This is a genomic window from Dickeya lacustris, assembly GCF_029635795.1.
GTDB lineage: Bacteria > Pseudomonadota > Gammaproteobacteria > Enterobacterales > Enterobacteriaceae > Dickeya > Dickeya lacustris.
The window spans coordinates 235,565-259,146 of record NZ_CP114280.1; the positions used below are offsets into that span (position 1 = coordinate 235,565).

Annotated in this window: 14 protein-coding genes; 7 read left to right on the forward strand and 7 right to left on the reverse strand. The window is 58.1% G+C overall.

The window, feature by feature from the left end; genetic code table 11:
• Window positions 1-132: 132 nt before the first annotated feature.
• Complete coding sequence (locus tag O1Q98_RS01025) at window positions 133-486, reverse strand: hypothetical protein (protein ID WP_278142619.1); 354 nt, start codon at window positions 484-486, stop codon at window positions 133-135.
• A gap of 540 nt (window positions 487-1,026) precedes the next feature.
• Window positions 1,027-2,148: an ABC transporter substrate-binding protein gene (locus tag O1Q98_RS01030; protein ID WP_125259386.1), complete on the reverse strand. Its 1,122-nt coding sequence runs from the start codon at window positions 2,146-2,148 to the stop codon at window positions 1,027-1,029.
• 432 nt (window positions 2,149-2,580) lie between these two features.
• Here O1Q98_RS01030 and O1Q98_RS01035 point away from each other — a divergent pair, with 432 nt between their 5' ends.
• The gene (locus O1Q98_RS01035) at window positions 2,581-3,087 is read left to right on the forward strand and encodes a hypothetical protein (RefSeq protein ID WP_164512983.1); all 507 of its coding nucleotides are present in this window, start codon (window positions 2,581-2,583) and stop codon (window positions 3,085-3,087) included.
• A 674-nt stretch (window positions 3,088-3,761) separates the two neighbouring features.
• Here the strand turns inward: O1Q98_RS01035 and O1Q98_RS01040 are convergent.
• From O1Q98_RS01040 to O1Q98_RS01055, 4 genes are all read right to left on the reverse strand, one after another.
• Complete coding sequence (locus O1Q98_RS01040; RefSeq protein ID WP_125259388.1) at window positions 3,762-4,436, reverse strand: SDR family oxidoreductase; 675 nt, start codon at window positions 4,434-4,436, stop codon at window positions 3,762-3,764.
• A gap of 208 nt (window positions 4,437-4,644) precedes the next feature.
• The gene (locus O1Q98_RS01045; RefSeq protein WP_125259389.1) at window positions 4,645-4,971 is read right to left on the reverse strand and encodes a DNA-binding protein; all 327 of its coding nucleotides are present in this window, start codon (window positions 4,969-4,971) and stop codon (window positions 4,645-4,647) included.
• A 12-nt stretch (window positions 4,972-4,983) separates the two neighbouring features.
• Window positions 4,984-6,669, reverse strand: a complete 1,686-nt coding sequence (locus O1Q98_RS01050; RefSeq protein WP_125259390.1) for a pectate lyase — start codon at window positions 6,667-6,669, stop codon at window positions 4,984-4,986.
• Window positions 6,670-6,825: 156 nt separating this feature from the next.
• Entirely contained in the window at window positions 6,826-7,815 is a 990-nt protein-coding gene (locus O1Q98_RS01055) for a type III effector protein (protein ID WP_240632755.1), read from the reverse strand.
• Between the two features lie 224 nt (window positions 7,816-8,039).
• On the opposite strand from O1Q98_RS01055, the gene O1Q98_RS01060 reads away from it, so the two are divergent.
• The 3 genes from O1Q98_RS01060 to O1Q98_RS01070 are packed head-to-tail and all read left to right on the forward strand — an operon-like array spanning window position 8,040 to window position 13,526.
• Window positions 8,040-10,043 (forward strand): AvrE-family type 3 secretion system effector, encoded by a 2,004-nt coding sequence (locus O1Q98_RS01060; protein WP_278142624.1) that lies wholly within the window; start codon window positions 8,040-8,042, stop codon window positions 10,041-10,043.
• The gene (locus tag O1Q98_RS01065) at window positions 10,012-13,071 is read left to right on the forward strand and encodes an AvrE-family type 3 secretion system effector (protein WP_278142626.1); all 3,060 of its coding nucleotides are present in this window, start codon (window positions 10,012-10,014) and stop codon (window positions 13,069-13,071) included. Before O1Q98_RS01060 ends, O1Q98_RS01065 begins: the two co-directional genes overlap by 32 nt.
• A gap of 32 nt (window positions 13,072-13,103) precedes the next feature.
• A complete protein-coding gene (locus O1Q98_RS01070; RefSeq protein WP_125259415.1) occupies window positions 13,104-13,526 on the forward strand; it encodes a type III secretion system chaperone in 423 nt (140 codons plus the stop codon).
• Between the two features lie 20 nt (window positions 13,527-13,546).
• Here O1Q98_RS01070 and O1Q98_RS01075 read toward each other — a convergent pair whose 3' ends face one another.
• Window positions 13,547-14,062, reverse strand: a complete 516-nt coding sequence (locus tag O1Q98_RS01075; RefSeq protein WP_278142628.1) for an isochorismatase family protein — start codon at window positions 14,060-14,062, stop codon at window positions 13,547-13,549.
• Between the two features lie 205 nt (window positions 14,063-14,267).
• Here O1Q98_RS01075 and recC point away from each other — a divergent pair, with 205 nt between their 5' ends.
• Genes recC through recD form a run of 3 tightly spaced genes read left to right on the forward strand, consistent with a single transcriptional unit; the run spans window position 14,268 to window position 23,538 of the window.
• On the forward strand, window positions 14,268-17,756 hold the full coding sequence (recC, locus tag O1Q98_RS01080; protein WP_125259393.1) for an exodeoxyribonuclease V subunit gamma: 3,489 nt from the start codon (window positions 14,268-14,270) through the stop codon (window positions 17,754-17,756).
• Window positions 17,753-21,487, forward strand: a complete 3,735-nt coding sequence (gene recB, locus O1Q98_RS01085; RefSeq protein WP_125259394.1) for an exodeoxyribonuclease V subunit beta — start codon at window positions 17,753-17,755, stop codon at window positions 21,485-21,487. Before recC ends, recB begins: the two co-directional genes overlap by 4 nt.
• Window positions 21,484-23,538 carry an exodeoxyribonuclease V subunit alpha gene (recD, locus tag O1Q98_RS01090; RefSeq protein ID WP_125259395.1) on the forward strand — a complete coding sequence of 685 codons (2,055 nt, stop codon included), beginning with the start codon at window positions 21,484-21,486 and terminating at the stop codon, window positions 23,536-23,538. Before recB ends, recD begins: the two co-directional genes overlap by 4 nt.
• Window positions 23,539-23,582: the final 44 nt, after the last annotated feature.

Here is a 23,582-nt window from a genome sequence, read left to right on the forward strand (position 1 = left end):
TGCCGCAGTTGGTATTGCCGTTGACATAAGTTACCATAATTCAGTGCATTAGCATTAAGCGCTTTGTGCCCTCAGTGAGGGAGATAGTGAGGGATATAGATGATAAAAAATAAGCATCAGCATGCTTCATCCTTATTTTTTATTAAGCTCAGGTAATTTTCCGTGGGTGAGGAAAAAATCCCAAAGTAATTTACGCTCAAGGTATTTTATATAAGTCGATGTGTAACTATTGTTTGGTGCTATCGGGCAAACAGAAATCCAAATATGATGTTGAGGAACGGTATGAACCCTCTCTCCGTCAATCACTTTCATGTGTTTATTACGAAAAGTATTACCGCCGGAGTGACCGGCTTTCTCATTAAAGGCTGAAACCGCGAACTGATTAATGCGACGGATAAGCTCTTGTGAGGTGGTTTCACCAATATAAATAATCGCCTTATTGCTGGTTTCGCTATCGCCGGGATAAACGGCACTCTGTGCAATCATATAGACGCCTGGCTCGTTAGGATACTTATTAATATCTTGTTTTTGAGTCAGATTGACCCAAGGGTAAAACGCACAATCCTCGAACATATATCACGTGCCTTATTGGTCTGTTATTAATGAGAGCATCATACCCTATTTCATTGACGCTTCAGCAGAGAGTCAATGCATTCGGCAACCTTATCTTTTTTTGCAGGGCTTTGATATCAATAGAAATATATGATAGGTCATTGCTAAAACACGCTGGCTATTTTTAATATTGGCCGCCAAGGAGGATGCCCCTCAACCAGAGAGTTAATGAAACAAATAATGCAGCGACTAATTTTCGTTATAAAGTTATAAAAAATGGCTCACCGGTATTCAGGCGGCGTTCTTACTCATTGATACGTGACGATCCCGACGTGCTTGTCGGGATCGTGGTGTTGACGATGCGAACCCGCAGGCCGCAGGGCATGAGATTCTTTTATCGCTTGTGTGTCACGGGGGATGTCTATCTGTGCCAGATGTCTATCCGTGCCCGTTGGGTTTGGCGAAAAAAGAGGCTCAGTTTGCCAGTGGCGTTTCCGGGCGTGGGCCTAACCAACCGGGGGTCGGTTCGCCTTTGACTTCACCAACATACAAACTCATTTGAGCGCGGAAACGTTCAACGGCACCGCGATCGGACATGAAATCAGCAAAGGCCTGTGGGTTGGTGTTGCTGTATTCCCAGATGCGTTTGTAGCCTGCTGGCGGTGCGACGTCCGTGCGTACTGACCACATGCGTGCGACTTGCGTTTGGGTTTGTGGGTCAAGCAACCAGCTCAGATATAGCTTCGCGCCTTCGGGATGTTTAGCCTGCTTGAGGATGGCGGCACGCTGCGCCCAGGAGACGAAGGGGTCGCTTTTCGGTAGCACAAACCGGGTGACGGCATTAGCCGCAGGCACCAGTGCGCCAGAGCTGGCAACGGTTGCGCTGTATTTGCCGGTGGTGATTTGCGCGCCCGGTACGTTCGTGCCACGCACATAAACCGGGTCTTGTTCTTGCAGTTTTTCAACATATTCCCAGCCGTATTTATCGACCACCTGTTTGTACCAAAACAGTACCGCATCGTCATCGTTAGGGTAGGCCAGAATCAGGTTGCCTTTTAGGTCTGGACGCAGGTAGTCATTGGCTTCGCGCGGCCAGGATTTTTCGTCGAGTAACTGGGTGTTGACCAGATTGCTAAACGCAATCACATACGCGCCAGTCCATGCGCCGTCTGCATCGCGAAACGCAGGATAGACACTGTCCCAGCCGACCGGTTTGTAGTTGAGTAAGACACCCTGCTTCTTCCAGCGCGGGAAATTCTGCACCGTTTGTAACTGCACGACATCGGCCACCAGCGTATTGGTTGCCAGTTGATTATCGATGCGGGCGTCATGGTATTTGCTGTAATCAACGATGATATTGAGTTTCATGCCGGGGAAACGGTTCTCAAATGCCTGCTTGAACCCCGTTTGTTGGGACTGAACATCGCCGCCGGCATAGACCGTCACGGTGCCGCCTTCTTTCAGCGCGCTTTGATAGATTTGATCCAGCGATCGGTTATCCGTCGTTAGCGCCGCCTGGCTTTGCCAGGCGCTAAATCCGGCGATCGTCGCCAGCGTCAGCAGGGTGTTCTTCAGGTACTTCCCAGTGTATTGCATTGTAGTCTCCTTGACTCAGGGCGTCGTACCCGCGTTGCAGATTAACTGCAACCGGTAGCGAGATAATCGGCACATCCTTGAGGTGATGTGCTGGCTGACAGCCTAAGCGGATTAGACAAAAAGCGACAGGAAGAAAAAATGAATGAATTGATTAAAAAAATTGAAGTAACGTGATGCGGTAAAGCTGGCAATATCGGGCTATAAAACGGATAAAAATAAACAACATTCCGGTTTGCTATCATTTTTGCACACGGATTCACTGTGTTTTTTACTTTAGTTCGGCCAATGCGTTGAAGATGTTTTTCTGTGATGTTTATCACGGAAATACGGCGAAAAGGTAACGGCTGCGAACAATACACCCCGAACGCGCGACAGGCGAAGTGAAATAAAATACAACGAAGTAAGACACCAAAGAGAGCAGGAACGCCCCGAATGGGCGTTCCTGATGATAATCAGGCCGCAGTATTGACCAGATTACCCTGTGTGGAGAATGACGCCAACGACGATGAAAAATTTTGCAGGAATGTCGATAGCGATGCGCTACTGCTATCGCCTCCCAGCGCGCTCACCATTGAGCTGAACGCGCTCTGCAATTCGCTCAATTGGCTACTCGAAACGGCGCTGCTGGAGCTTGAGTCTGAAGAGAGCGCGCTAATCAGCGTGGATAAGTCATTCTTCATCGGATTGTCAGACAGTGATGACGAATTCGAGGACTCGCCGACGCTGTGTAACGTGTCCATCAGCGTATGCAGAAATGTCGCCACGGCTTCCTTGGCACTGGCGGAGGTGGTGTCCGAGGTGCTGCTGGTTGAGTCCGTTGACGATGTGGTTGCACTGGTTTGTGTCGTGCTGCTGCCCAACGTAATCCCGATAGCGGATAAGGCGCTGGTCAGTGCGGCAAACAGCCCGCCTTCTTCATTATTTCCCGGTTTGCGATGAGGAATTGTCGTCACCGCCGAAGAGGTTGATGTGGTTGTGGCACTGGTGCCAGAAACCTGCATGATGGAATTATATAAACCTGAATAACTCGAGGAAATAGACATCACCATAATATGTCTCCTTATTGTTTTTGCCAGAAAACTTATCTTTTTGCCAGAAAATAGACCGCTGCATGGTGTTTGCTGAAATGGTCGTCTCTTTACTGTGGTGTTTTACTGCATTGCGATGCGCAATGGTGCCATGAACAAAGCATGGTGCTGCTTATGTATATAGAATAATTGAACTTATTTCACCATAAGGGGCTAAAGTCAGCGCCTTTTCTGCCGATAAGAAGGTGGTTTGAAAATATAATCAAATCGGTTTTTACTGTTTTATCGAAAGCGCAATAAGGTTATTTGATAGTATTTCGTAAAGAATGCGAAAATAAATTCGCATTGTATTCATGCGTTGAAATAAATAAACCCAAGCGTAATGAAAGTGTAATTTTGTTATTAACTTTCGCTAAAAGTTGAAAGAAAAAAGTCATCAGCAACGGCGGGTATCTCCGTTACCGGTTAACCGGTACAGCAGGTTATTTCTGCTCTCTGGCGATTTCTGTGTGCGCTCACCTGATTTTTAATACCCGATGCGGAATATGGCCTGCGATAAGCTCAGGCCACAGAATATCATGCCGATCACCAGGCCAGCGAGGCGCCTGAGTAGTCGATAAAGTGGTGCCCGCCCCGTCCGTGATAACGGTTTATTTGCGCCAGCAGGCCGCTCACACTGCTGGCGATGCTCAGTGGCGCGTTTTCTCCACCCAACTCAGTCTGCACCCAGCCGGGATGCAGCGATAACACCGTCACCTCACGCGATGACAGGCTGGTGTGAAGGCCGCGCGTTAGCATATTTAATGCGGCTTTACTGGCGGCATAAAACGGCAGTTCCGCCGTCGGGTTTTCCGTCAGGCTCGCCAGCCGTGACGTCATGAACGCGAGGGTAGCTTGCGGGGCTAACAGCGATGACAGCGCCGAGGCCAGCGCAATCGGTGCCAGCGTGTTGGTCATAAACAGCGGCAGTAGTGCTTCTGGCGTGATGGCCGCAGGGTCTTGCTGCGCCGGGCCATAAATACCGGCATTGATAAGGATAAGATCAAAGCGGTCATGCGCCAGCGCCAGACAACAGGCTTCGCGCTGTGCCGCGTCATTGATATCAAGCGATAGCCAACGTACCGGCAGCGCTTCCGTGCTGGCTGAGGGATGGCGGCGCGTGGCGCAAACCGTGTCACCCCGTTGATATAAGGCTGTGGCAATGCCCAGCCCCAGGCCGCGTGATGCGCCAATAATTAAGGCGCGCTGTGCTGTGCTCATTAGGCGTGCTCCTGAAAAAGTGCGATGCGGTATGCACCAGGGATACGGCGATGAGGGTATACCAGCGCGGCGGAGAAGGATACTGATGGCGAGAAAGCGCATCGCCGAAGAGAGACGAAATAAGAGATGCAGCAAAGAAGAAAAAAGAGAATGGATGGCCCCTGCGCCCATCGCGGCGATGGTCTGGGCGTAAGGGCATCATGCGATGTCAGAGTGCGTGGCGTTGTTTTTGCAAATTGATCAGGTGGTCAGCAATCTGGCGGATCACCCAGAATGCGGTTTGTCCTACGTCGCTGTTTAATTCCGGGTTTAATGTGCCATCGACACTGTTTAAAAAATCGGTTTCCAGCGAGTCAACAAAGGTGTCGAAATCAAACTGGCCGCTACGCGGCAGATCTTTCTGGTTGAGCACCAGATTCAGACGCCGTGTCACCATATAAATCGCTTTCTCAAACGCTTGTTTTTGCACCGGGGTAATATAGCCGCCTTGCTCAACTAAATCAGTCCAGCGGGCAGGGGTGTTATGTGTATTCATACAGGGCTCCTCTTAGCTGACCTGCAAGTGGGTGGATTTAGGGACTTTGTAGTGATTGTTGACGTTATCCAGATTGGCGTTTTTAACGTTGACGTTTAATCCTTCACTGTCGCTTTTCACAAAGGAGAATTTGCCGTTTTGCGCATCGATATTGCTCAGGTTGAGATTCCAGTTGCCCTGTTGACCGCCGTTAGTGCGCACGAACGTGCCAAAATCTTTCACCTTGAAATTATCAACAGTAAAGTTGGCGTCGGCATTGAGCTGGAACACCTTGTCTGATGCGCCCTGCGCACTGCTGTTGGTGATAGTCACATTGGCCGGTTTACCGCCGGTATTACTTTTCACCGTCAGCGCATCTTCACCAACGTTAGTCCAGTGTACGTTGTCGATTTTGGCATCGCCGTGCAGGTGGATACCATCGGCGGCATTATTACCCAAAATCACATTCTTCACGCTGCCGCCATTGGCCACCTCAAATAACGGTTTCTGGCCCTCTTTCTGGCTGCCATCACCTAAACCTGGCCCGGCAACGTAGGTTTTTCCTTTGCCATCAAAAACTTCGCCTGGTCCGACTTTGATAGGCGTATTCACGACAATCGCATTAGCGTTATCGGCTACGGGGAAGCTGACTGCGCCTGCTTTACTGGTGCCGCCTGCGCCAGTTGCGGTGCTTGCCTCGCGGGAGGGCGTTACCGTACCACCGCCAATGGCCGGAGCGCCACCGCCGCTGTTACCACCGCCAATGGCCGGAGCACCGCCGCCGCTGTTGCCACCGCCAATGGCCGGAGCGCCACCGCCGCTGTTGCCACCGCCAATGGCCGGAGCGCCACCGCCGCTGTTACCACCGCCAATAGCCGGAGCGCCACCGCCGCTGTTACCACCGCCAATGGCCGGAGCGCCGCCGCCGCTGTTGCCGCCGCCAATAGCCGGAGCGCCACCGCCGCTGTTACCACCGCCAATGGCCGGAGCACCGCCGCCGCTGTTACCGCCACCAATGGCCGGAGCGCCGCCGCCGCTATTGCCACCATTACCCTCTTGTGGCTGGCCAAACTGACTTTTCTGGTTTTCCATCATCATGGCTATCAACGCCAGCAAGATTTTGAGGAGCGGATTGTCACTGATCTGCCCGCCGCCATCTTTGGTCGGGGAAATGCCGTTTCCTAACGCACTTTCACCGCTATCCTGAAGCAGCGACTTACTTAAGTCTTCCAGCCCGGAGCTTGCGCCGGTGCCCGCTGTACCACCGCTCCCCTGGGCACCGGCAAGGCCGCCGTTAGCGCTATTTTGCAGCCCCTGACCAGACTGGCCCGCGTTGGGCATCAGTATATCCATCAGTTTGGTGAGCAGGCCCTCTAGCGAGTTTTGCCCCGATGAACCACCCGCCCCCGGGCTATTCGTCAGGCCGCCGCCCGGCCCGCCGTCCACACCGCCATTTCCCTGAGCGCCGAGCGCGTCGCTGCTGCGTCCCAGCGGCTGGCCCGCTGTGCCTTGTCCGCCGCCGTGATTGGCCAGGCCCGGCAATAACGCACTGAGCACCACGGATAAGGCTTGCAATAGCTTATCCTGGCCCTGGGATGGCGCTCCGCCAGCGAGCCCTTGATTGCCGATGCCTTTGTCATTGTTAAATGCGTTCGCGCCACCCAGACCGCCATTGAGTCCTGCGCGGGGGATGCTGATTGTAATGCTGATGTCCGCCATAATTCGCCTCGTTATTAACCCAGAAATTGAGATGCCGTTCCCGAAAGAAGTTGGCCACCGTCATGGTGATGACACGGTGATGCCACCTTCTGGTGAGTAAAAAAAATGCCCGTCGGGTTCCAGAAAACGGCGTAAAACAGACGGGCACTGCATACATCAGAACGTGGGGAGGGCCGCACCGGAGGCTAACGGCGACGGCGACTGACCAGACAAGGCATCGCCACCCGGCGAGGCCGTATTTTTGCCAAAGCCCAGGGTGTTGTTGTCCGTGTTGCTGCCGCTCACACCGCCGGTTTTAGGGGCTGAACCGCCGGTGGCCGGCGCGGTGGTGCCTGTGCTGGCAGGCGCGCTACCCGCAGCACTCGCGGCGGGCGCGCCGCTAACCGGTGCGCCGCTGCCACCAGCTGCGTCCCCTTGTGGTTGGCCGAACTGGTTTTTCTGGTTTTCCATCAGTAGCGCAACCAGTGCGAGTAAGATTTTCAGCAGCGGGTTATCACTGATTTGGCCGCCGCCATCCTGCGTGGGGGAGATACCATTACTGAGCCCATTCGCGCCTGAGTCCTGCAGCAGCGATTTACTTAAATCTTCCAGCCCCTGCGTACCACCGGCTCCTCCTGCGCCGCCTGCACCTTGTGCGCCGGAAAGCGCATCGCCACCGCCCGCACCACCCGCGCCCTGAGCGCCCGATGCGCCGTTTTTGGGGATCAGCATGTCCAGCAATTTGGTCAGGATATCGGTCAGGCCGTTCTGCCCTTGGCTGCCGCTGGCGCTATTGCCTAATCCGCCGCCCAGCCCGCTATCAAGGCCACCGCCAAGACCACTGGCACCGCCCAAACCACCGCCGGTATCAGCGCCGAGTCCGTTGCCCGCACCCGCACCAACACCGCCTGCGCCACCCAATCCGCCGCCCGCGCCGCTGTTACCTTGTCCCGCCGCGCCGTTGAGTAACGTAGGCAGCAACGCTGTCAACACAACCGCTAACGCTTCCAATAACTGGTTTTCTTGCGCCGTCGATTTTTTACCGCCAGGGCCATTTCCGCCCAGAGCATTGCCCAGGCTATCCGCTCCGCCTACGCCACCCGCACCGCCAAGGCCGCCGCCCATGCCCGCGCCGGGAATACTGAGCGTAATATTGATATCCGCCATGATTTACCTCGAATTCATCAAATGATGGCTGCCCGCAGTCAGATAACGGACAGGTACACGGCTAATGCCGCTATTGACTGAGTAGGTAAAACCGCAGAGCGGTTCCGGTGATGGCCCGCCTGTGGCGAGGGGGTGCGAAAATCGGCGCGTATCGGAACTGATGGCGCGGCGACGCCACTTACCCATCATCACCCCCACTCAGCGAGAAGACAGGGAGCAGGCCAATGTTGGACAATATTAATCACATTCAACGTCAGCAATCGGTAACGGATGTTGCCGCGACTTCTGCCAATGCGAGTCACGCCTTGACGCAGAGCGCCTCTGCGCCGGTGGCGGGGCAGTCTGATTTACCCTCACTGCAACAAGAGGGAATGCGCGGCGGTGCGCCGCACGTCAGTCAACAGGCGACGCTGCCTGAACATGAAGGGATGCAGGCCGGGCGCGCGGCTGATTTAAAAGACACACCCGCGATAGCCCGCGCGCTGTCATCGTCTACGGCATCATCCGCTAGCACATCGTCTGCTACTACATTATCCGCTAGCACATCACCTGCTACCGCAATACCGTCGGAGGCGAGTGGAGCCGCGAAACCCGCACATGAAAACGTGACAATGTCACTGAATGACTCGGGTAAAATAACGCTGGGCGACGGTGGTAGCGCGCAGGTCAAAACGCTGTTGTCACAGACGTTAGTGAAAAATAGCCTGCCGTTTGTGGCGCATCAGGCAAGTGCGGATAACAGCCAGCAAACGTTGATGGATAAAAGTGGCCGCCTTTTCAGCGTGCAACAAACCGGCGATACGCTCGTTGCGCTCCACAGCAGCACGCCCACGCAGGCCGGTGCAGCGGCGCAGGCGCTATCGGGTAAGCAGGCTGCCAGCTACACGCTGGAAAGCAGCGGGGCGCAACTGCATGCGACGGTGAAAACACCGCATCAGGAGCACACGCTTTCTCTGCCCGCACCGGGACAGGCGATGACCGCGTTACTCACCGGCGTACACACCGATAGCGCCCATGGCAACGAGAAGCTGCGGGTGCAGGACAATACGCTCTACGGGCTGGGCGCAGATAATCTCTGGCAGAAAAAAACCGAGACGCCGCATAGCCAGCTCGCCAGTCAGGCCGACGGCAAACTGTATGCCGTCAAAGACGATCGCACACTCAGCGGTTTGTCTCAGCAGCAGGACTCCGCTGCATTCACTGACAAAATCAAATCGTTTTCTGCCAATGCCGAGGGGAATATCGCGGTATTGACGGAGCAGGACAATGGCATCGCACAGCTGCACCTGCTGGCAAAATTGGATGTTCCCGCCTCGGCGCATCAACCGCTTCATCTCAAGCTCGAGGGGGAACAGGCGCTGGTGCGCGGCAGTGAACAGGTGAACGCCAAAGCGGTCGGGTTGCAAGGCGATAAGCTCTTTGTCGCGGATGATGAAGGCAAGGTGTTTAGCGGCACATTACCGCACGATGGCAGCCACGATGTAAAACTGGAGCCTTACCATAGCCCGGCGCTGCATGCCGCCTTTGGCGAGGCACACAAAGTACAGAGCTTTGTTGCCGGTGAGGGTGGGCAAATGCAGGCGCTGGTGAATGACGCGCGCGGGCAAAAGCACCTGGCGGTGCTGGATCAAACCGGCGCGGGGTTTAAACCCGGCTGGAACCTCAGTGATGCGCTGGTGCTGGAGAATAAAACCGGGCTATTAAAGCAGGAGCCGCCCTCTCATCAGGTGATGGACATGGGGCGTTTAGGCACGATGGCGCTGCATGAAGGTAAACTGCACTACCTCGACAGCACCACCCAGAGCTGGACGAAAACCGATGTCGGTGCCAGCCAGCTTAAGCGCGGGCTGGATAATCAAGCCTATGTGCTGGATGACGGCCAGGTGAAAAAACTGTCCATCAATCAAAAAGCAGACAGCGTCAATCATGGCGACAACAACGTTTTTGCGCTGACCCACGGGCGAAATACGCCTTCGGCTGGCGACCCTTTACCCGGCACGCAAAAGGGCGCCGGCATAACCGCACTGGCGGTAGCCCATGCCAACCTCTTTGTGACGGCAAATGATAAAAATGCGCTGCACCTGCATGTGAATGAACCGGGTCTGCGCCGTCCGGCGCTGCCGCCGCAACCGCTGCCGACGAAAGGTTTGCAGGGGGATATTCAGGATGTGGCGCTGGATAAAGACCACAACCTGTTTGCCCTTAATAAAGACGGCCAGCTCTTTTAAGCTCGACAGCCAGGCATTGTCAGGCAGCGCCGACGCGCGCCAGCATCAGCAGTGGCAACCTGTCAGCCCGCCCGGTGCGGGCAAGCTTGAGCAACTGACCACGACGGCGAATCACGAGGTGGCGGTGTCTGGCGACGACCATCAATCGCATCATCTGACCGGTAGTGAGTGGCAAGCCGCGCCGCCCGTGACGCCAAACACCACGGGCGATGCGCCTCGCGCCGCTGCCGCCATGTATGACCGGCTGGCCGATGCCACTAAAGTCGTGCATATTCCGCTCACGCCCTTGACCGGTAAAATCGAGGCGCAGGTGTTGGGCAATGCCGGGGTGGAAGGGCACAAACTCAACAGCGGCTTTCTTGACAAACTCAGTGCCTATGGCAAAGAGACCCTCAAAGAGATGGTCAGAAAACCGATAGATGCCGCCCAGCATCATGTTAAGGGGCGGGAAGGGTTGCTGTCGTTGTATGACGCGCAGGCCAGCATGTTCAAACGGCTGGAAAAAGAGGTGACGACACACACCTGGAGCGCCAAACGCGAGGATTTGCAAAGCCGACTGGCGAAGCTTGATTTGGGTGAGGCCGCTAAACCGCTGCTGGGTGACATTGCGGCTTTCCAGCAAACGCTGGAGCAGAGCGCGGCAAAATCCGCCACCATGCTCGGTAAGCATCAGGGCGTACTCAAAAGCAGCGGCGAGGTGAATGAAAAATTCTCGCCCTCGCCCTTAAAGACGGTGGTGCAGGCGTTTAACGACAAGCGCTCGGGGAAAGATTTGAGCCTGGCGCTGTCGATAGTGATGAACGCCGCGCCGCTTGCCAAAGAGAGCAAAGCGGCTGAATTGCTCAATACGTTTGTGCATAAGAACCTGGACATGAGTTACCAGAGCGACAAGGTGGCGCAGGGGCCGCACCGCGATTTAGGGGATGCGATGGCGCTAACCAAATCACGGCTGGCGCTCGATGTGATGACCGCAAGCGACCTGCACGGCATTGTGGATAAGCTGGAGAGCTTGTCGGGCAAACAGCCGACGGCGGCAGACCTGCACGCGGTGCAATCGGCGCTGGGCGAACTGCGTGACCAAAAATACGCCGGTAATGAGGTGAAAAAAGTCACCGACATGGGCTTCACCCGCTTTGGCCAACTGGAGGCCGATTACGACGCAGTAAGAACCTTTACCCAGGCGTTTGGCAACGATAAAAGCGCCGTTAGCCTCACATCGCGTACCTCGCTGGAAGCCGCTGATAAAGCGGAGTTGGCCGGTAAACTTAAAGACACCATTTTATCGCTGGATAACGGCGAAAGCCTGGCGGTGAACCGTAACTATAACGCCGGGGTCAGTACCGCCTATGTGCCATCCAAAGCCAAGGTGTTATTGAATGCCACGCCGTTTCAGATAGTGCCCAGCGGTGGCGTAACCGGCGATCGCAGCTACAGCCTGAGTTTTAGCCGGGGTGATAATGGTATTGATGTGAATTTTGGCCGCAACGGTGGGCTGAATGTCAAAGCCGGGGTCGCTACCGGGCAGTCGCCGAATGATGCGAAAAAAGGGTTTGATTTTGATGATAAAAAACACACGGTTGCCCTTGATGTACGCATTGGCGGCAGCATTAACGCCGGGGTGGGGACGGTGCAGCAAAACGGGCTGAAATTTACCCTCAGTGAAAAAGAACTGCCCGGCTTCATCGACAACCTGATGGAGGGCAATATCAACCCTCTCGATCTGGTGGCAAAAGGTAACGATCACCGGGTTAAAGAAGGGTTTTCGATAAAATTTGACCTCGATGCCGCGCTGACGGCGGATGCGCGTGCTGAGGTCAATCTGGCCAACAAACCCGATGCTGCGCATAAAGGTAAGGTGCCGACATCAGCAGCTCGCCTGTCGTTGGGCGTCAGCGCGGGTGCCAATGTGATGTCCGCCAGTCATGAGCACAGCACCGTGCGCGGCCAGTTTACCGAGCAGAATGCGACCACCAATAACCGGCCACGTTTTTTTAATCAGATGAATGTTGGCGCGAATGCGACGGCCTTTGTCGGGATAACCAACCCAGACCCTAACGGTAGCTGGACGGCACCCTTATCGGTCGGCGCCTCGGCCACGATGACGGTGGATACCAAAACCAACCACAGCATCAGCATGCAGCTCAAAGCGGCCCAGCCGCTCGAGCCCGCTGACATGGACAGCCTTATCTCATCGCTGGAGAAAAACTTCACCGACCCGCAAACGCAGCAACTGCTTAAAGGCGTGAAAGCGTTGAGCGCAGGCGAGCAGCAAACCGCGCAGGACACCATCACGGAAAAACTGACCATTCTTGGCAAGCATTTTGCGGCAAAAACGCCGATAGGCGATGGTCAGTACGCGGCGGTGCAGGGGTTACAGGCGAAAATACGTCAGCAGGAGGCGGCGCAACATCAAGGCGTTACCCTTGATAGCGCCAGCTATAGCACCTCGTATGCCAATCTGTCGAAGCTTGATAGCAACGGTGTCTTTCATGCGTTACGCAAACTGGTGAGCGATAACTTGCCGCCGACGAACGCCGAACGTATCCACGGCTTTATGGCACAGAACCCGGCGCTGAACGCGGTAGTGAAACAGATGCAATCGCTGACCAATGCTTCTGCGGGCGTCAGCCTTGAGCTAAAAGATAGCGTGAAGGCGATGATTGAAGATCGGCTAAAACAAGACAGCCCCTCTGCCGCAAATAAGGCGTCTGCACATCCGCCTATCAGTCAGGAGGAGATAGTCGCACTCTTTCGTGACAGCAATAACCTGCGCATTAAATCGATAGATTTCACGCAAACGGTGAAAAACAAAGAGGGGCTGACGTTCCCGCTGCCGATCGTCAGCGCGGGCAGCAATGCCGATGTCAGCATGACCAAGATGCTGGGCAAAATTAATTTTAGCTACGGCCAGAATCAAGACAGCCCGGCAAGCTTCAGCCTGGAAGGGGCAATAGCGAAAGCCACGCCGGATGTGTCGCAGGCGATAAATCAATTACACCAACAAGGCGTGACGATAGCGAAATCGTAACCGGCTTAACCAAGGATAAGGAGAATACAGTGATGACACCCGCACAACAGCAGGCGGCGCGCTTGCTGCAACATTTTAGCCAGTTCACTAAAACCCGCCTGACGCTCAATAACGGCATCTGTGTGCTCAAGGGCCCGGACGGGCAGGAAGCCGCCGTCATTGAAGTACCGGCCCAAAGCGACAATCTTTTGCTGCATTGTCAGATGGCGAGCCTGAAAGGGGAGACGCGCAACAGCACCTATCGCCTGATGCTGTTGCTGAACTTTGAGATGGCAGCGATGCGCGGTTGCTGGCTGGCGCTCGATGAGTACGACAACCTGCGCCTGTGTACCCAGTATCCGCTCGACAAACTTGACGAGCCGGGCTTCACCGCGCTGCTAAACGGCTATCTGCGCCAGGTCGAGCAAACGCGCAGCTTTGTGGTGCAGACGCTGGCCCAGATGGACGCGGCTTGAGCCAGATAGCGTGATTCGCGTTATGCCGTCTCGCGTGCGCGCAGCAATGCCTCGGTGGTGGTGACACGGGCGAAATCGGCACCTAACAGCCCGAGCGTCACCTCATGCAGGTTCTGGGCGGCAAGCGGCGGTGAAGCGAGATCAAAACTGATGACCGCATCTGACACGACCGTCATGGCAAAACCGGCATCGGCCCCGGCGCGCACCGTGGAGTTGACGCAAAACCCGGCCACCGCGCCGATGACCTGTATCGCATTTAACCGGTGCGCTTGCAGGTAGGGCAGCACATCGGGCTGGCTGAACGCAGAGGACGTCTGCTTGATAAACACCGGCTCGCCCGCCTGCGGCGCAAAGCCGTCAACCGGCTGGGCGGCGACGGAACCTGCCTCCAGCGCGCTGCCCGCCGCTGGGGTGTGATGGTGAATATGGATAACCGGCCAGCCGCTGGCGCGATAGTGCGCCAGCAGTTGCCGCATATGGCCAATGCTATCGACAGGATAATAGCCGATGCCTTTGCGCGATGCGCTGGCTGACAAACTGCTGCATATCGATGACCAATAAGACCTGTGACATGGTTATTCCTCTGTACCGGTGGGTGACGTAACCTGCCGCGCTATCTTACCTGCCTTTGTACGTCTCCGGTGCGAGATAATCTTATTGAATGCTAAGATATTGATGGGTCAGCCGATGCGTGAGGCAGCGGCGAGAGTCATTTCAGCCACAAACCCTTCAGAGAGACAGATGAGCGAACAGTCCCTGCAACCTGGCCTGATGGTCATTCACAGCAACCACCCGGAAAGCCTGCGTGATTTACTGGTGTCGTGGATGGCGGCACACCCGCTGGCGGGGCTTGAGAACGAGCACATTTTGGTGCAGAGCAACGGCATTGGCCAGTGGTTGAAGCTGGCGCTGGCGCGTGACAGGCAACAGGGCGGTTGCGGTATTGCCGCCGCGCTCGATATTCAATTACCGGCCCGTTTTTTCTGGCAGGTTTATCGCCGCGTGTTGGGGACTGAGCAGGTGCCCGAAACCTCGCCGTTTGATAAAGATCAACTGCTCTGGCGATTGATGCGCCTGTTACCGGCGTTATTGGCGCAACCGGACTTTGCGGCCTTGGCCGGTTTTTTGCGTGAGGACAATGACCTGCGTAAGCGCTACCAGTTGGCCGGGCGGCTGGCGGATCTGTTTGATCAGTATCAGGTCTACCGCGCCGACTGGCTGGGTGACTGGGCTGCGGGGCGTGATGTGTTGACCACCAGCCGACGCGGTGTCACGCCGCTGCCGCAAGCGCAGCGCTGGCAGCCGCAGCTCTGGCGTGCGCTGCTGGCCGACACCAGCGAGGCGCTGTCTGCGACCAGCCGCGCCGCGCTGCATCAGCGCTTTCTCGAATGCGTGGCAGAGCGCAGAGAGGCTGGCCTGCCGCCGCCGCCGGGGTTGCCCGCGCGCGTGGTGGTGTTTGGCATTTCATCCATGGCGCAACAGGCGCTGGAGGTACTGGCGGCGCTCAGTCACTGGTGCCAGGTGGTGATGTGCGTACATAACCCGTGCGAGCATTATTGGGGCGATATCATCGCCGATAAAGACCTGCTGAGAAGCTGGGAGCGCCGTCAGGCGCGTAAACCCGGCATGCCGCTGGATATCAGCGATGAGGCGTTACACCAACACGCGCACCCGCTGCTGGCCGCCTGGGGCAAGCAGGGGCGCGATTACATCGGGCTGCTCGATGAGTATGAGCAACAGGCGCACACGCCGGGGCTGATGGAGCGCGTTAATCTGTTTCTCTCCCCCGGCCACGCCTGCCTGCTCAACCAGTTGCAGGACGACATTCTCGATTTGCGCCCGGTGCAGGAAAGCGCCACACGCTGGTCGGCCATTGACCCACAGCAAGACCGCTCGCTCTGTTTTCATCTCGTCCACAGCCCACAGCGTGAAGTCGAAGTGCTGCATGACCAACTGCTGGCCGCCTTTGCCGCTGACCCGACGCTGCGCCCCGGCGAGATTATCGTGATGGTGCCGGATATCAACGCGTACGCCCCGCACATTCAAGCGGTATTCGGGCTGATTGAGCGCGGAGACCCGCGCTACATCCCGTTTAGCGTGGCCGATAGCGGCCCGCGCCAGAACAACCTGTTGCTGGCGGCGCTGGAGCGCTTGTTGCATTTGCCGCAATCGCGCATTGCCGTTAGCGATGTGCTGGATTTGCTGGATGTCCCGGCACTGCGGCGGCGCTTTGCCATCAGTGAGGCGCAATTACCGCTGTTGCAGCGCTGGGTGCGGGCGGCCAACGTGCGCTGGGGGCTCCATGCCCGCCAGCGCCAGAGCCTGGATTTGCCGGGCGAGTCCGAGCAAAACAGCTGGTTTTTCGGCCTGCGCCGCATGTTACTGGGCTATGCAGTAGGCGCTGGCGACGCCTGGCATGATATTGAACCGCTTGATGAAATCGGCGGGTTGGATGCGGTACTGGCCGGGCAACTGGCGCTGTTGCTCGACCGGCTGGACGCCACCTGGCAACAATTAAGCCAGCCGGTATTGGCTGCGCAATGGGGGGAGCGGCTGCGCACGCTGCTGGCGACGTTTTTTGAGGCGCAGGAGGGTGATGAAGGCTTTATGCTGCTGCAACTTGACGACAGCCTGCAACGCTTTAGCGACAGCTGCGAGGCCGCCGGGTTACAAGAGCTTTTGCCGCTGTCGGTGGTGCGTGAGCACTGGCTGGCGATGTTTGACCATCGCAGCCTGACGCAGCCGTTTTTTGCCGGTGCGGTGATTTTCGCCACCCTGATGCCGATGCGCGCCATTCCGTTTCGCCACGTCTGCCTGCTCGGTATGAATGACGGTGATTACCCCCGTACCCGTGTGCCGCTGGATTTTGACCTGATGGGGCAGGATTACCGTCCCGGCGACCGCTCGCGGCGCGAGGACGACCGCTATCTGTTTCTCGAAGCGCTGCTCTCGGCGCGGGAGCGGCTCTACATCAGCTGGGTGGGGCGCAGCATTCACGATAACAGCGAGCGGCCGCCTTCGGTGTTGGTGGCGCAATTACGCGATCATCTCGCCTCGGTCTGGCGTAGCGTCGATGGCCAGCCGCTGCCCGATGCGCTGACGGTAGAACACCGCCTGCAACCGTTTAACGCCGAGTATTTTAGCGCTGACAGCACCCTGTTTAGCTACGCGCGCGAATGGCGCAGCGGGCTCGCCCCCGCACCGGCGGATAACCCCAGCGTGCCGCTCGCGGCGTATCACCATGAAGGCGCGTTAACGCTGCGCCACCTGGCCGATTTTGTGCGTGACCCGGTGCGGCAGTTTTTTCGCCTGCGCCTTAACGTTTGGTTTGAGCGTGACGATCCGGCAAGCCTCGATCACGAGCCGTTTGTTATCGATGCGCTGGATAACTGGCGCTTACAGCATGAACTGATTCTGGCGCAGAAACAGGCGGTTCATCAGCGGCTGCCGCGAGAGCAGGCGCTGAAGGCGCAACTTGACAGCATGGTGCGCCGGGGGGAGTTGGCACCCGGCGGTTTTACCGATGTGATGGCGCAAGACCTTGCTGAACCGATGGCTGACCTGTTTAGCCGCTACGAGCAGGCGCTGGCTGAATGGCCGCAGGCGCTAAACGATGACGTGATTCAGGTGCCGTTTGGCGAGTCATTGCCGCTGGAAGACTGGCTGACAGAGTTGCGGGCCGATGAACAGGGCAACCGCTGCCGTCTGGTGCTGGAGAGTAGCGGGTTACTGCATGCCAGCCGCCGCAGTTATCGCTTTGAGCGCCTGCTGCCCTTCTGGGTGATGCACCTGGCCGGGCACCTCAACGGGCAGACGTTGCACACCACGATAGTGAGTAAAAACGGCACGGTACACTTCAATGCGCTGACGCCTGAGCACGTTGAAACCTACTGGCAAGCCTTGCGCGATGGCTGGCAGACGGGAATGGCCGCGCCGCTGCCGCTGGCGGCGAAAACCGGCTTTGCCTGGCTTGAGGCGGGCGGTACGCCAGAGCAGCCGCTGGACAGTGATGCAGGCCGCGCGGCGCGGGCCTGTTATGACGAACATGACCCGCCAGCGCGCCGGGCCGAGTCGGTGGATAATCCTTATCTGGCGCGCGCGTTTGCCGATTTTGATGCGCTGTGGTGCGAAGGGGCGTTTGCCCGCTGGGTTGACCGGCTACTGGCGCCGCTCTACCACACCTTAAAAGCCGCATCCGCCAAAAAATCATCCTCACGAGGCCAGTCATGACGTCTGCATCTTCACCGGGAACTTCACCGACAATTTCACCGGCAACGCTGGATGCGTTGCGCTTCCCGCTTACCGGCAGCCGCCTGATTGAGGCCAGCGCCGGTACGGGCAAGACGTTTACCATCGCCATGCTGTATGTGCGCCTGGTGTTGGGGCACGGCGGCGAGCAGGCGTTTGGTCGCCCGCTGACGCCGCCGGAGATTCTGGTCGTGACCTTTACCGAGGCGGCGACCCGCGAGCTGCGCGACCGTATCCGCGCCAGACTGGCGCAGGCGGCGGCGTTTTTCCAGGCAACGTTAGCGCCAACCCCGGACGCCGACCCGCTGTTACAGGCGCTGCGCGACGCATACCCGCCGCATGAGTGGCCGGCCTGCGCGCGTAAATTGCAACTGGCGGCGGAGTGGATGGATGAGGCGGCGGTCTCTACCATCCACAGTTGGTGTTACCGCATGTTAGGTGAGCACGCCTTTGACAGCGGCAGCCTGTTTAATCAAACGCTGGAAACCGACCCGCGCGAACTGCTGCTGGAAGTGGTACGCGACTACTGGCGCACCTTTTTCTTCGTGCTCACGCCAGCCGATGTGCGGGAACTGCGTGAGCGCTGGCCTTCGCCGCAGGCGTTTTACGACAGCGTGGTTCGCTTGCTCGACAGTGCCGACACGCTGGGTCAGGACACGCCACCGGCGGAGGTGTTCCGCGTCACCCGTGAGGAGAAAGCCCGCCGGTTAAGCGAGCTGAAAGCGCCGTGGGCAGTGTGGTGCGACGAGCTTCAGGCGTTGCTGGATGAGGCGATTGCCAACCGGTGGGTCGATGGCCGCAAGCTGCAAGCGCGCTATCTTCATCCGTGGCTCAATACCCTGCGCCTCTGGGCCAGTGGGGATGACACCTGGCCTGATTTAAAAACCGGCTGGGAGCGCCTGACGCCTGCCGGACTGCACGACTGCTGGAAAGACGCCTCACCCGTGCCACAACACCCGGCACTGGCCGCGATTGAACAGCTTCGCGCGCAGCTTGAGGCCCTGCCAGTGCCGCACAATCAGGTGTTAAAACATGCCTGCCGCTGGGTGAGTCAACGTTTTCAGCGCGAGCAGATGCAGCGGGCGCAGATGGGGTTTCAGGATTTACTGACCCGGCTGGATCGGGCGCTACAGGGCGAAAATGGCGCAAGGCTGGCGCAGCGCATCCGCGAGCAGTTCCCGGTGGCGATGATTGATGAGTTTCAGGATACCGATCCGCTGCAATACCGTATTTTCGATGCGCTCTACCGGGTGGCGCAGACGGACGCGCAACAGGCGCTGATTTTGATTGGCGACCCCAAGCAGGCCATCTACGCTTTTCGCGGCGCGGATATCCACACCTATTTGCGTGCCCGCCGCGATACCGCCCCCCGACATTACACACTGGCGACCAATTTCCGCTCGACCGGGCCGATGGTCGCGGCCATCAACCAGGTCTTTATGCAGGCTGAACAGCGCCCCGATAGCCCCGGTGCATTTCGCTTTCGCCACGCCGAGGATAACCCGCTGCCGTTTTTGCCGGTGCGGGCCAATGGCCGGGCGGCGCGCTGGCAACATGCGCAAGGCGAGGGGGCCGCGTTGACCTGCTGGTTGCTGGCCGCCGACGCGCCGTTATCCGCCAGCGACTATCGCCAGCGCATGGCGACCGGCTGTGCGCGAGAGGTGGTCAGACTGTTGCAGCAGGGCGTGCAGGGGCAGGCCGGGTTTGTTCAACCCGGTCTGGCGCTACAACCGGTGCAGCCGGGCGACATGGCGATACTGGTCAATAATGGCCGGGAAGCCGCCGCCGTGCGTGAACAGTTATCACGGCGCGGGGTGCGCAGTGTGTATTTGTCTGATCGGGAATCGGTATTTCAGACGGCGCAGGCGACGGAGTTACAGGCCTGGTTGGCCGCCTGCGCCGACCCGGAAAATGATCGTCTGCTGCGTGCGGCGCTGGCCACCCCGATGCTGGGGTTAAGCTGGCAGGCGTTGGCGAGCCTGAGTGATGATGAGCGGGTGTGGGAGCGGCGGGTGATGCAGTTTTTCACCTATCAGCGCATCTGGCGTCAGCAAGGGGTGTTGCCGATGCTGCGCCGGCTGATGTGGGAGTTTGAGGTGCCGCGCCGCTTACTGCGTAGCGGCAACGCCCGTGCGCTGACCGATGTGCTGCATCTTTCGGAGTTGTTGCAACACGCCGCCGTACGGCTTGATGGCGAACACGCGTTGCTGCGTTATCTGGCGCAGCAGTGTCAGGATGAAAACCCCGGTGCAGACAGCCTGAAGCTGCGCCTTGAGAGTGATGCTGACCGGGTGAAAGTGGTCACGGTACATAAATCAAAAGGGCTGGAGTACCCCTTGGTGTTCCTGCCTTTTGCCTGTGCTTATCGCCCGGTGAGCGCAACCGACACACCGCTTGTCTACCATGATGATGACGGGCAACGCCGTATTGAGCTTGACGCCGACCATGAGGCCGCCGCGCGCGCTGACGAGGAGCGCCTCGGTGAGGATTTGCGTAAATTCTATGTGGCGCTGACCCGCGCGCGTTACGCCACCTGGGTGGGGATAGCCCCGCTCAAAGGGCTTGAGCGCAGCGCGCCCGGTTATCTGCTGGGGATTGGGGCGAACGTGACCTCAGAGGCGCTGGCGACAAGCCTGTCGGCCTGGTGTGGCGCGCACAGTGTGCAGTGCCCATTGCCGCAGGCCGATGAGGTTCACTATCAAGATACGGCTGACCTGCGCGTCATGAGCGCGGAGCCGCCGCTACCCGATCTGCGCCGCCACCGCTGGCGTATTACCAGCTATTCCGGCCTGCAACTGGCTGGCCGTCACGATGATAATAATCACGATAATAATAACTGTGAGGTATTGGCTGAGGTGCAAACCGCGCAGCAGGAAACCTTTATTGAGCCGCAAACGCAAGCCGAGCCCCCGGTTTCTGCCGTGGCGCATGGCGGACTTGATTTACACGCATTTCCTCGCGGGGCCGCGCCGGGCAGTTTTTTGCACGGCTTGCTGGAGTGGGCCGGGCGGGAAGGGTTTGCGTTGCTGGCCAATGACCGCGAGCGCGTGGCTGACCAGGTGGCGCGACGCTGTAACCGGCAGGGCTGGCCGTCGTGGATACCGGTGTTAACCGAGTGGTTAATGCAACAACTGCGCCAGCCGATGGCCTTGCCAGCAGGGGAGGTGGCGTTGGCGCAGTTGCAGCACTATCAGGTTGAGATGGAGTTTTGGTTTGCGCTACATCAGGTGGACACGCGCGAGCTTGATGAGCGGGTGCGTGCGGCCCTCTTTGCTGGCGCATCCCGGCCCGCGCTCGTGGACGAACAGCTCAATGGCATGTTGAAAGGGTTTATTGACCTGGTGTTTGTACATCAGGGACGTTATTACGTGCTGGATTACAAATCGAACTGGCTGGGCACGCAGGCGGAGGATTATCAGTTAACGCCATTCACTCCGGCGCAGCCTGCGCCGATGGTTCAGGCGATGCTGAATCACCGTTATGACGTGCAACTGGTGCTGTACCTGTTTGCACTGCATCGGTTGCTAAAATCCCGCCTGCCGGATTATGACTACGATCGCCATGTCGGTGGCGCGGTATACCTGTTCCTGCGCGGCAGCCAGGCTCCGGGCGGCGGCGTATGCCATCTGCGCCCAGAGAAAGCCGTTATTGAGGCGCTGGAACAGTTGTTTGGTAAACACTTGTTTGGCGATGCGGGCGAGGAGCGAGCATGAAACACAGCGATCATCATCAGGTCTTGGCGCTGCTTGACCAGTGGGTTGACAGCGGCTGGCTGCGTGAGCTTGACCGGGCGCTGGCGCGTTTTTTCTATCAGGAGTGCCCGCAAACCTCGCCGCTGCTCTTGCTCGGCGCGGCGCTGACCAGTTACCAGTTAGGGCGCGGCCATGTCTGTCTTGATCTTGAGGCGCTGGTGGCTGACAGCGATCTGTCGCTGGCGTTGCCGCCGGAGCACGGCGATGAGCGCCAAGGCACCGTCCCTCGCCCGGCGCAGGCGCTGTATGGCATCACGCTCGAGGATTGGCTGGCGGCGTTATCGCCCTCGCCGCTGATAGCCTGCGGCGCAGGCAACACGCCGCTGGTGCTGGCGGGCACCCGGCTCTATCTGCGTCGCTACTGGCAGTATGAACAGCATGTTCGCCACGCCATCGATAAGCGTCTGGCGGATAACGCCGCGCTGAAACAGGCGCTGCCGGTGGATGTGCTGCGCCAGCGCCTCGATGCGCTGTTCCCAACGTCATCAACGATGCAACCCGACTGGCAGAAGCTTGCCTGCGCGCTGGCCGCCGGTAGTGCGTTTAGCATTATTACCGGTGGGCCAGGCACCGGCAAAACCACCACGGTACTGAAATTGCTGGCGCTGTTACAGTCTTTGGCGCTGGAGCAGCAGGGTAAACCGCTGCGCATTCGGCTGGCGGCACCGACCGGCAAGGCGGCGGCGCGCCTTAATGAGTCGATTGCCGGAGCTATCGACAAACTCATGCTACAGGGGCTGGCGCAGCCGGAAGCTATCCGCAACAGTTTGATGAGTGAAGCCGTTACCCTGCACCGTTTACTGGGCAGCCGACCCGACAGCCGTCGCTTTCGCCATCACGCCAGTCACCCGCTTGCGCTGGATGTGCTGGTGGTGGATGAAGCCTCAATGGTGGATTTGGAGATGATGTCGGCGTTGCTGGATGCGCTGCCGCCTGCGGCCAGGCTGGTATTACTGGGCGACAAGGATCAACTGGCGTCCGTTGAGGCTGGCGCACTGATGGGGGCCTGGTGCCAGCGTGCTGAACAAGGGCACTACCTGCCGCCCACCCGCGACTGGTTACTGGCCGTGACGGGGCAGGCACCGGATGATTCGTTGGTTGATGCCGAGGGTCAGGCGCGTGACCAGGCGATTGTGATGTTGCGCCATAGCTATCGCTTTGGCAGCGGCAGCGGGATTGGTCGGCTGGCGGAGGCCGTTAATCGCGGTGATACCGGTGCGTTAGCGGCGATATGGCAGCAAGGCTACCCCGATTTGGCCTGCCTGTTGTTACACCCCGAGGATACCTCGGCACTCAATGCCTGGCTGGTTGACGGGGCCGTTGGCGATTTTGCGGCTTCAGGCGGCCTTGCCGCCGGGTATCGGCATTACCTGCAATTGATGCATGACACCCGTCCGGCGCTGACCGCGCCTGCAACGGCGTTTGATGATTGGGCCATGACGATTCTCAACGCCTTTAGTGAGTTTCAACTGCTATGCGCGTTACGAAACGGGCCTTGTGGAGTTGAGAGCATGAACGCGCGTATCGCCCGGTTATTACACCGCGCGCAGTTGCTGGAGGACTGGCAAGGGTGGTATGCAGGGCGGCCGGTGATGGTGACGCGTAACGACTATAGCCTGCAACTGATGAATGGCGATATCGGCATCACGTTGTCGGTGCCCCAGCAACAGGCGGATGGTTCGCGAGTGTGGGTAAACCGGGTCGCTTTCGCCGCCGGTGATGGCCGCTCCTGCGTGCGCTGGATGCTGCCGAGGCGTTTGTCATCGGTAGAGACGGTTTTTGCCATGACGGTTCATAAATCGCAGGGCTCCGAGTTCACGCATACAGCGCTACTGCTGCCAGAGAGCCTGAGCCCTATCTTAACGCGCGAGCTTATCTACACCGGTATTACCCGAGCCAGACGCTACTTCAGCCTCGGCTGTGCCGGGCGGCGCCGTGACATACTGGCAGAGGCGGTCAGCCGCCGGGTGCAGCGCGTTAGCGGGTTTATGGCAGAAGAGGGCACGGCCTGATGCGTTTGTGTCGGCGCGGCGTGGGGCGCTTGCCGCCGCTCGAC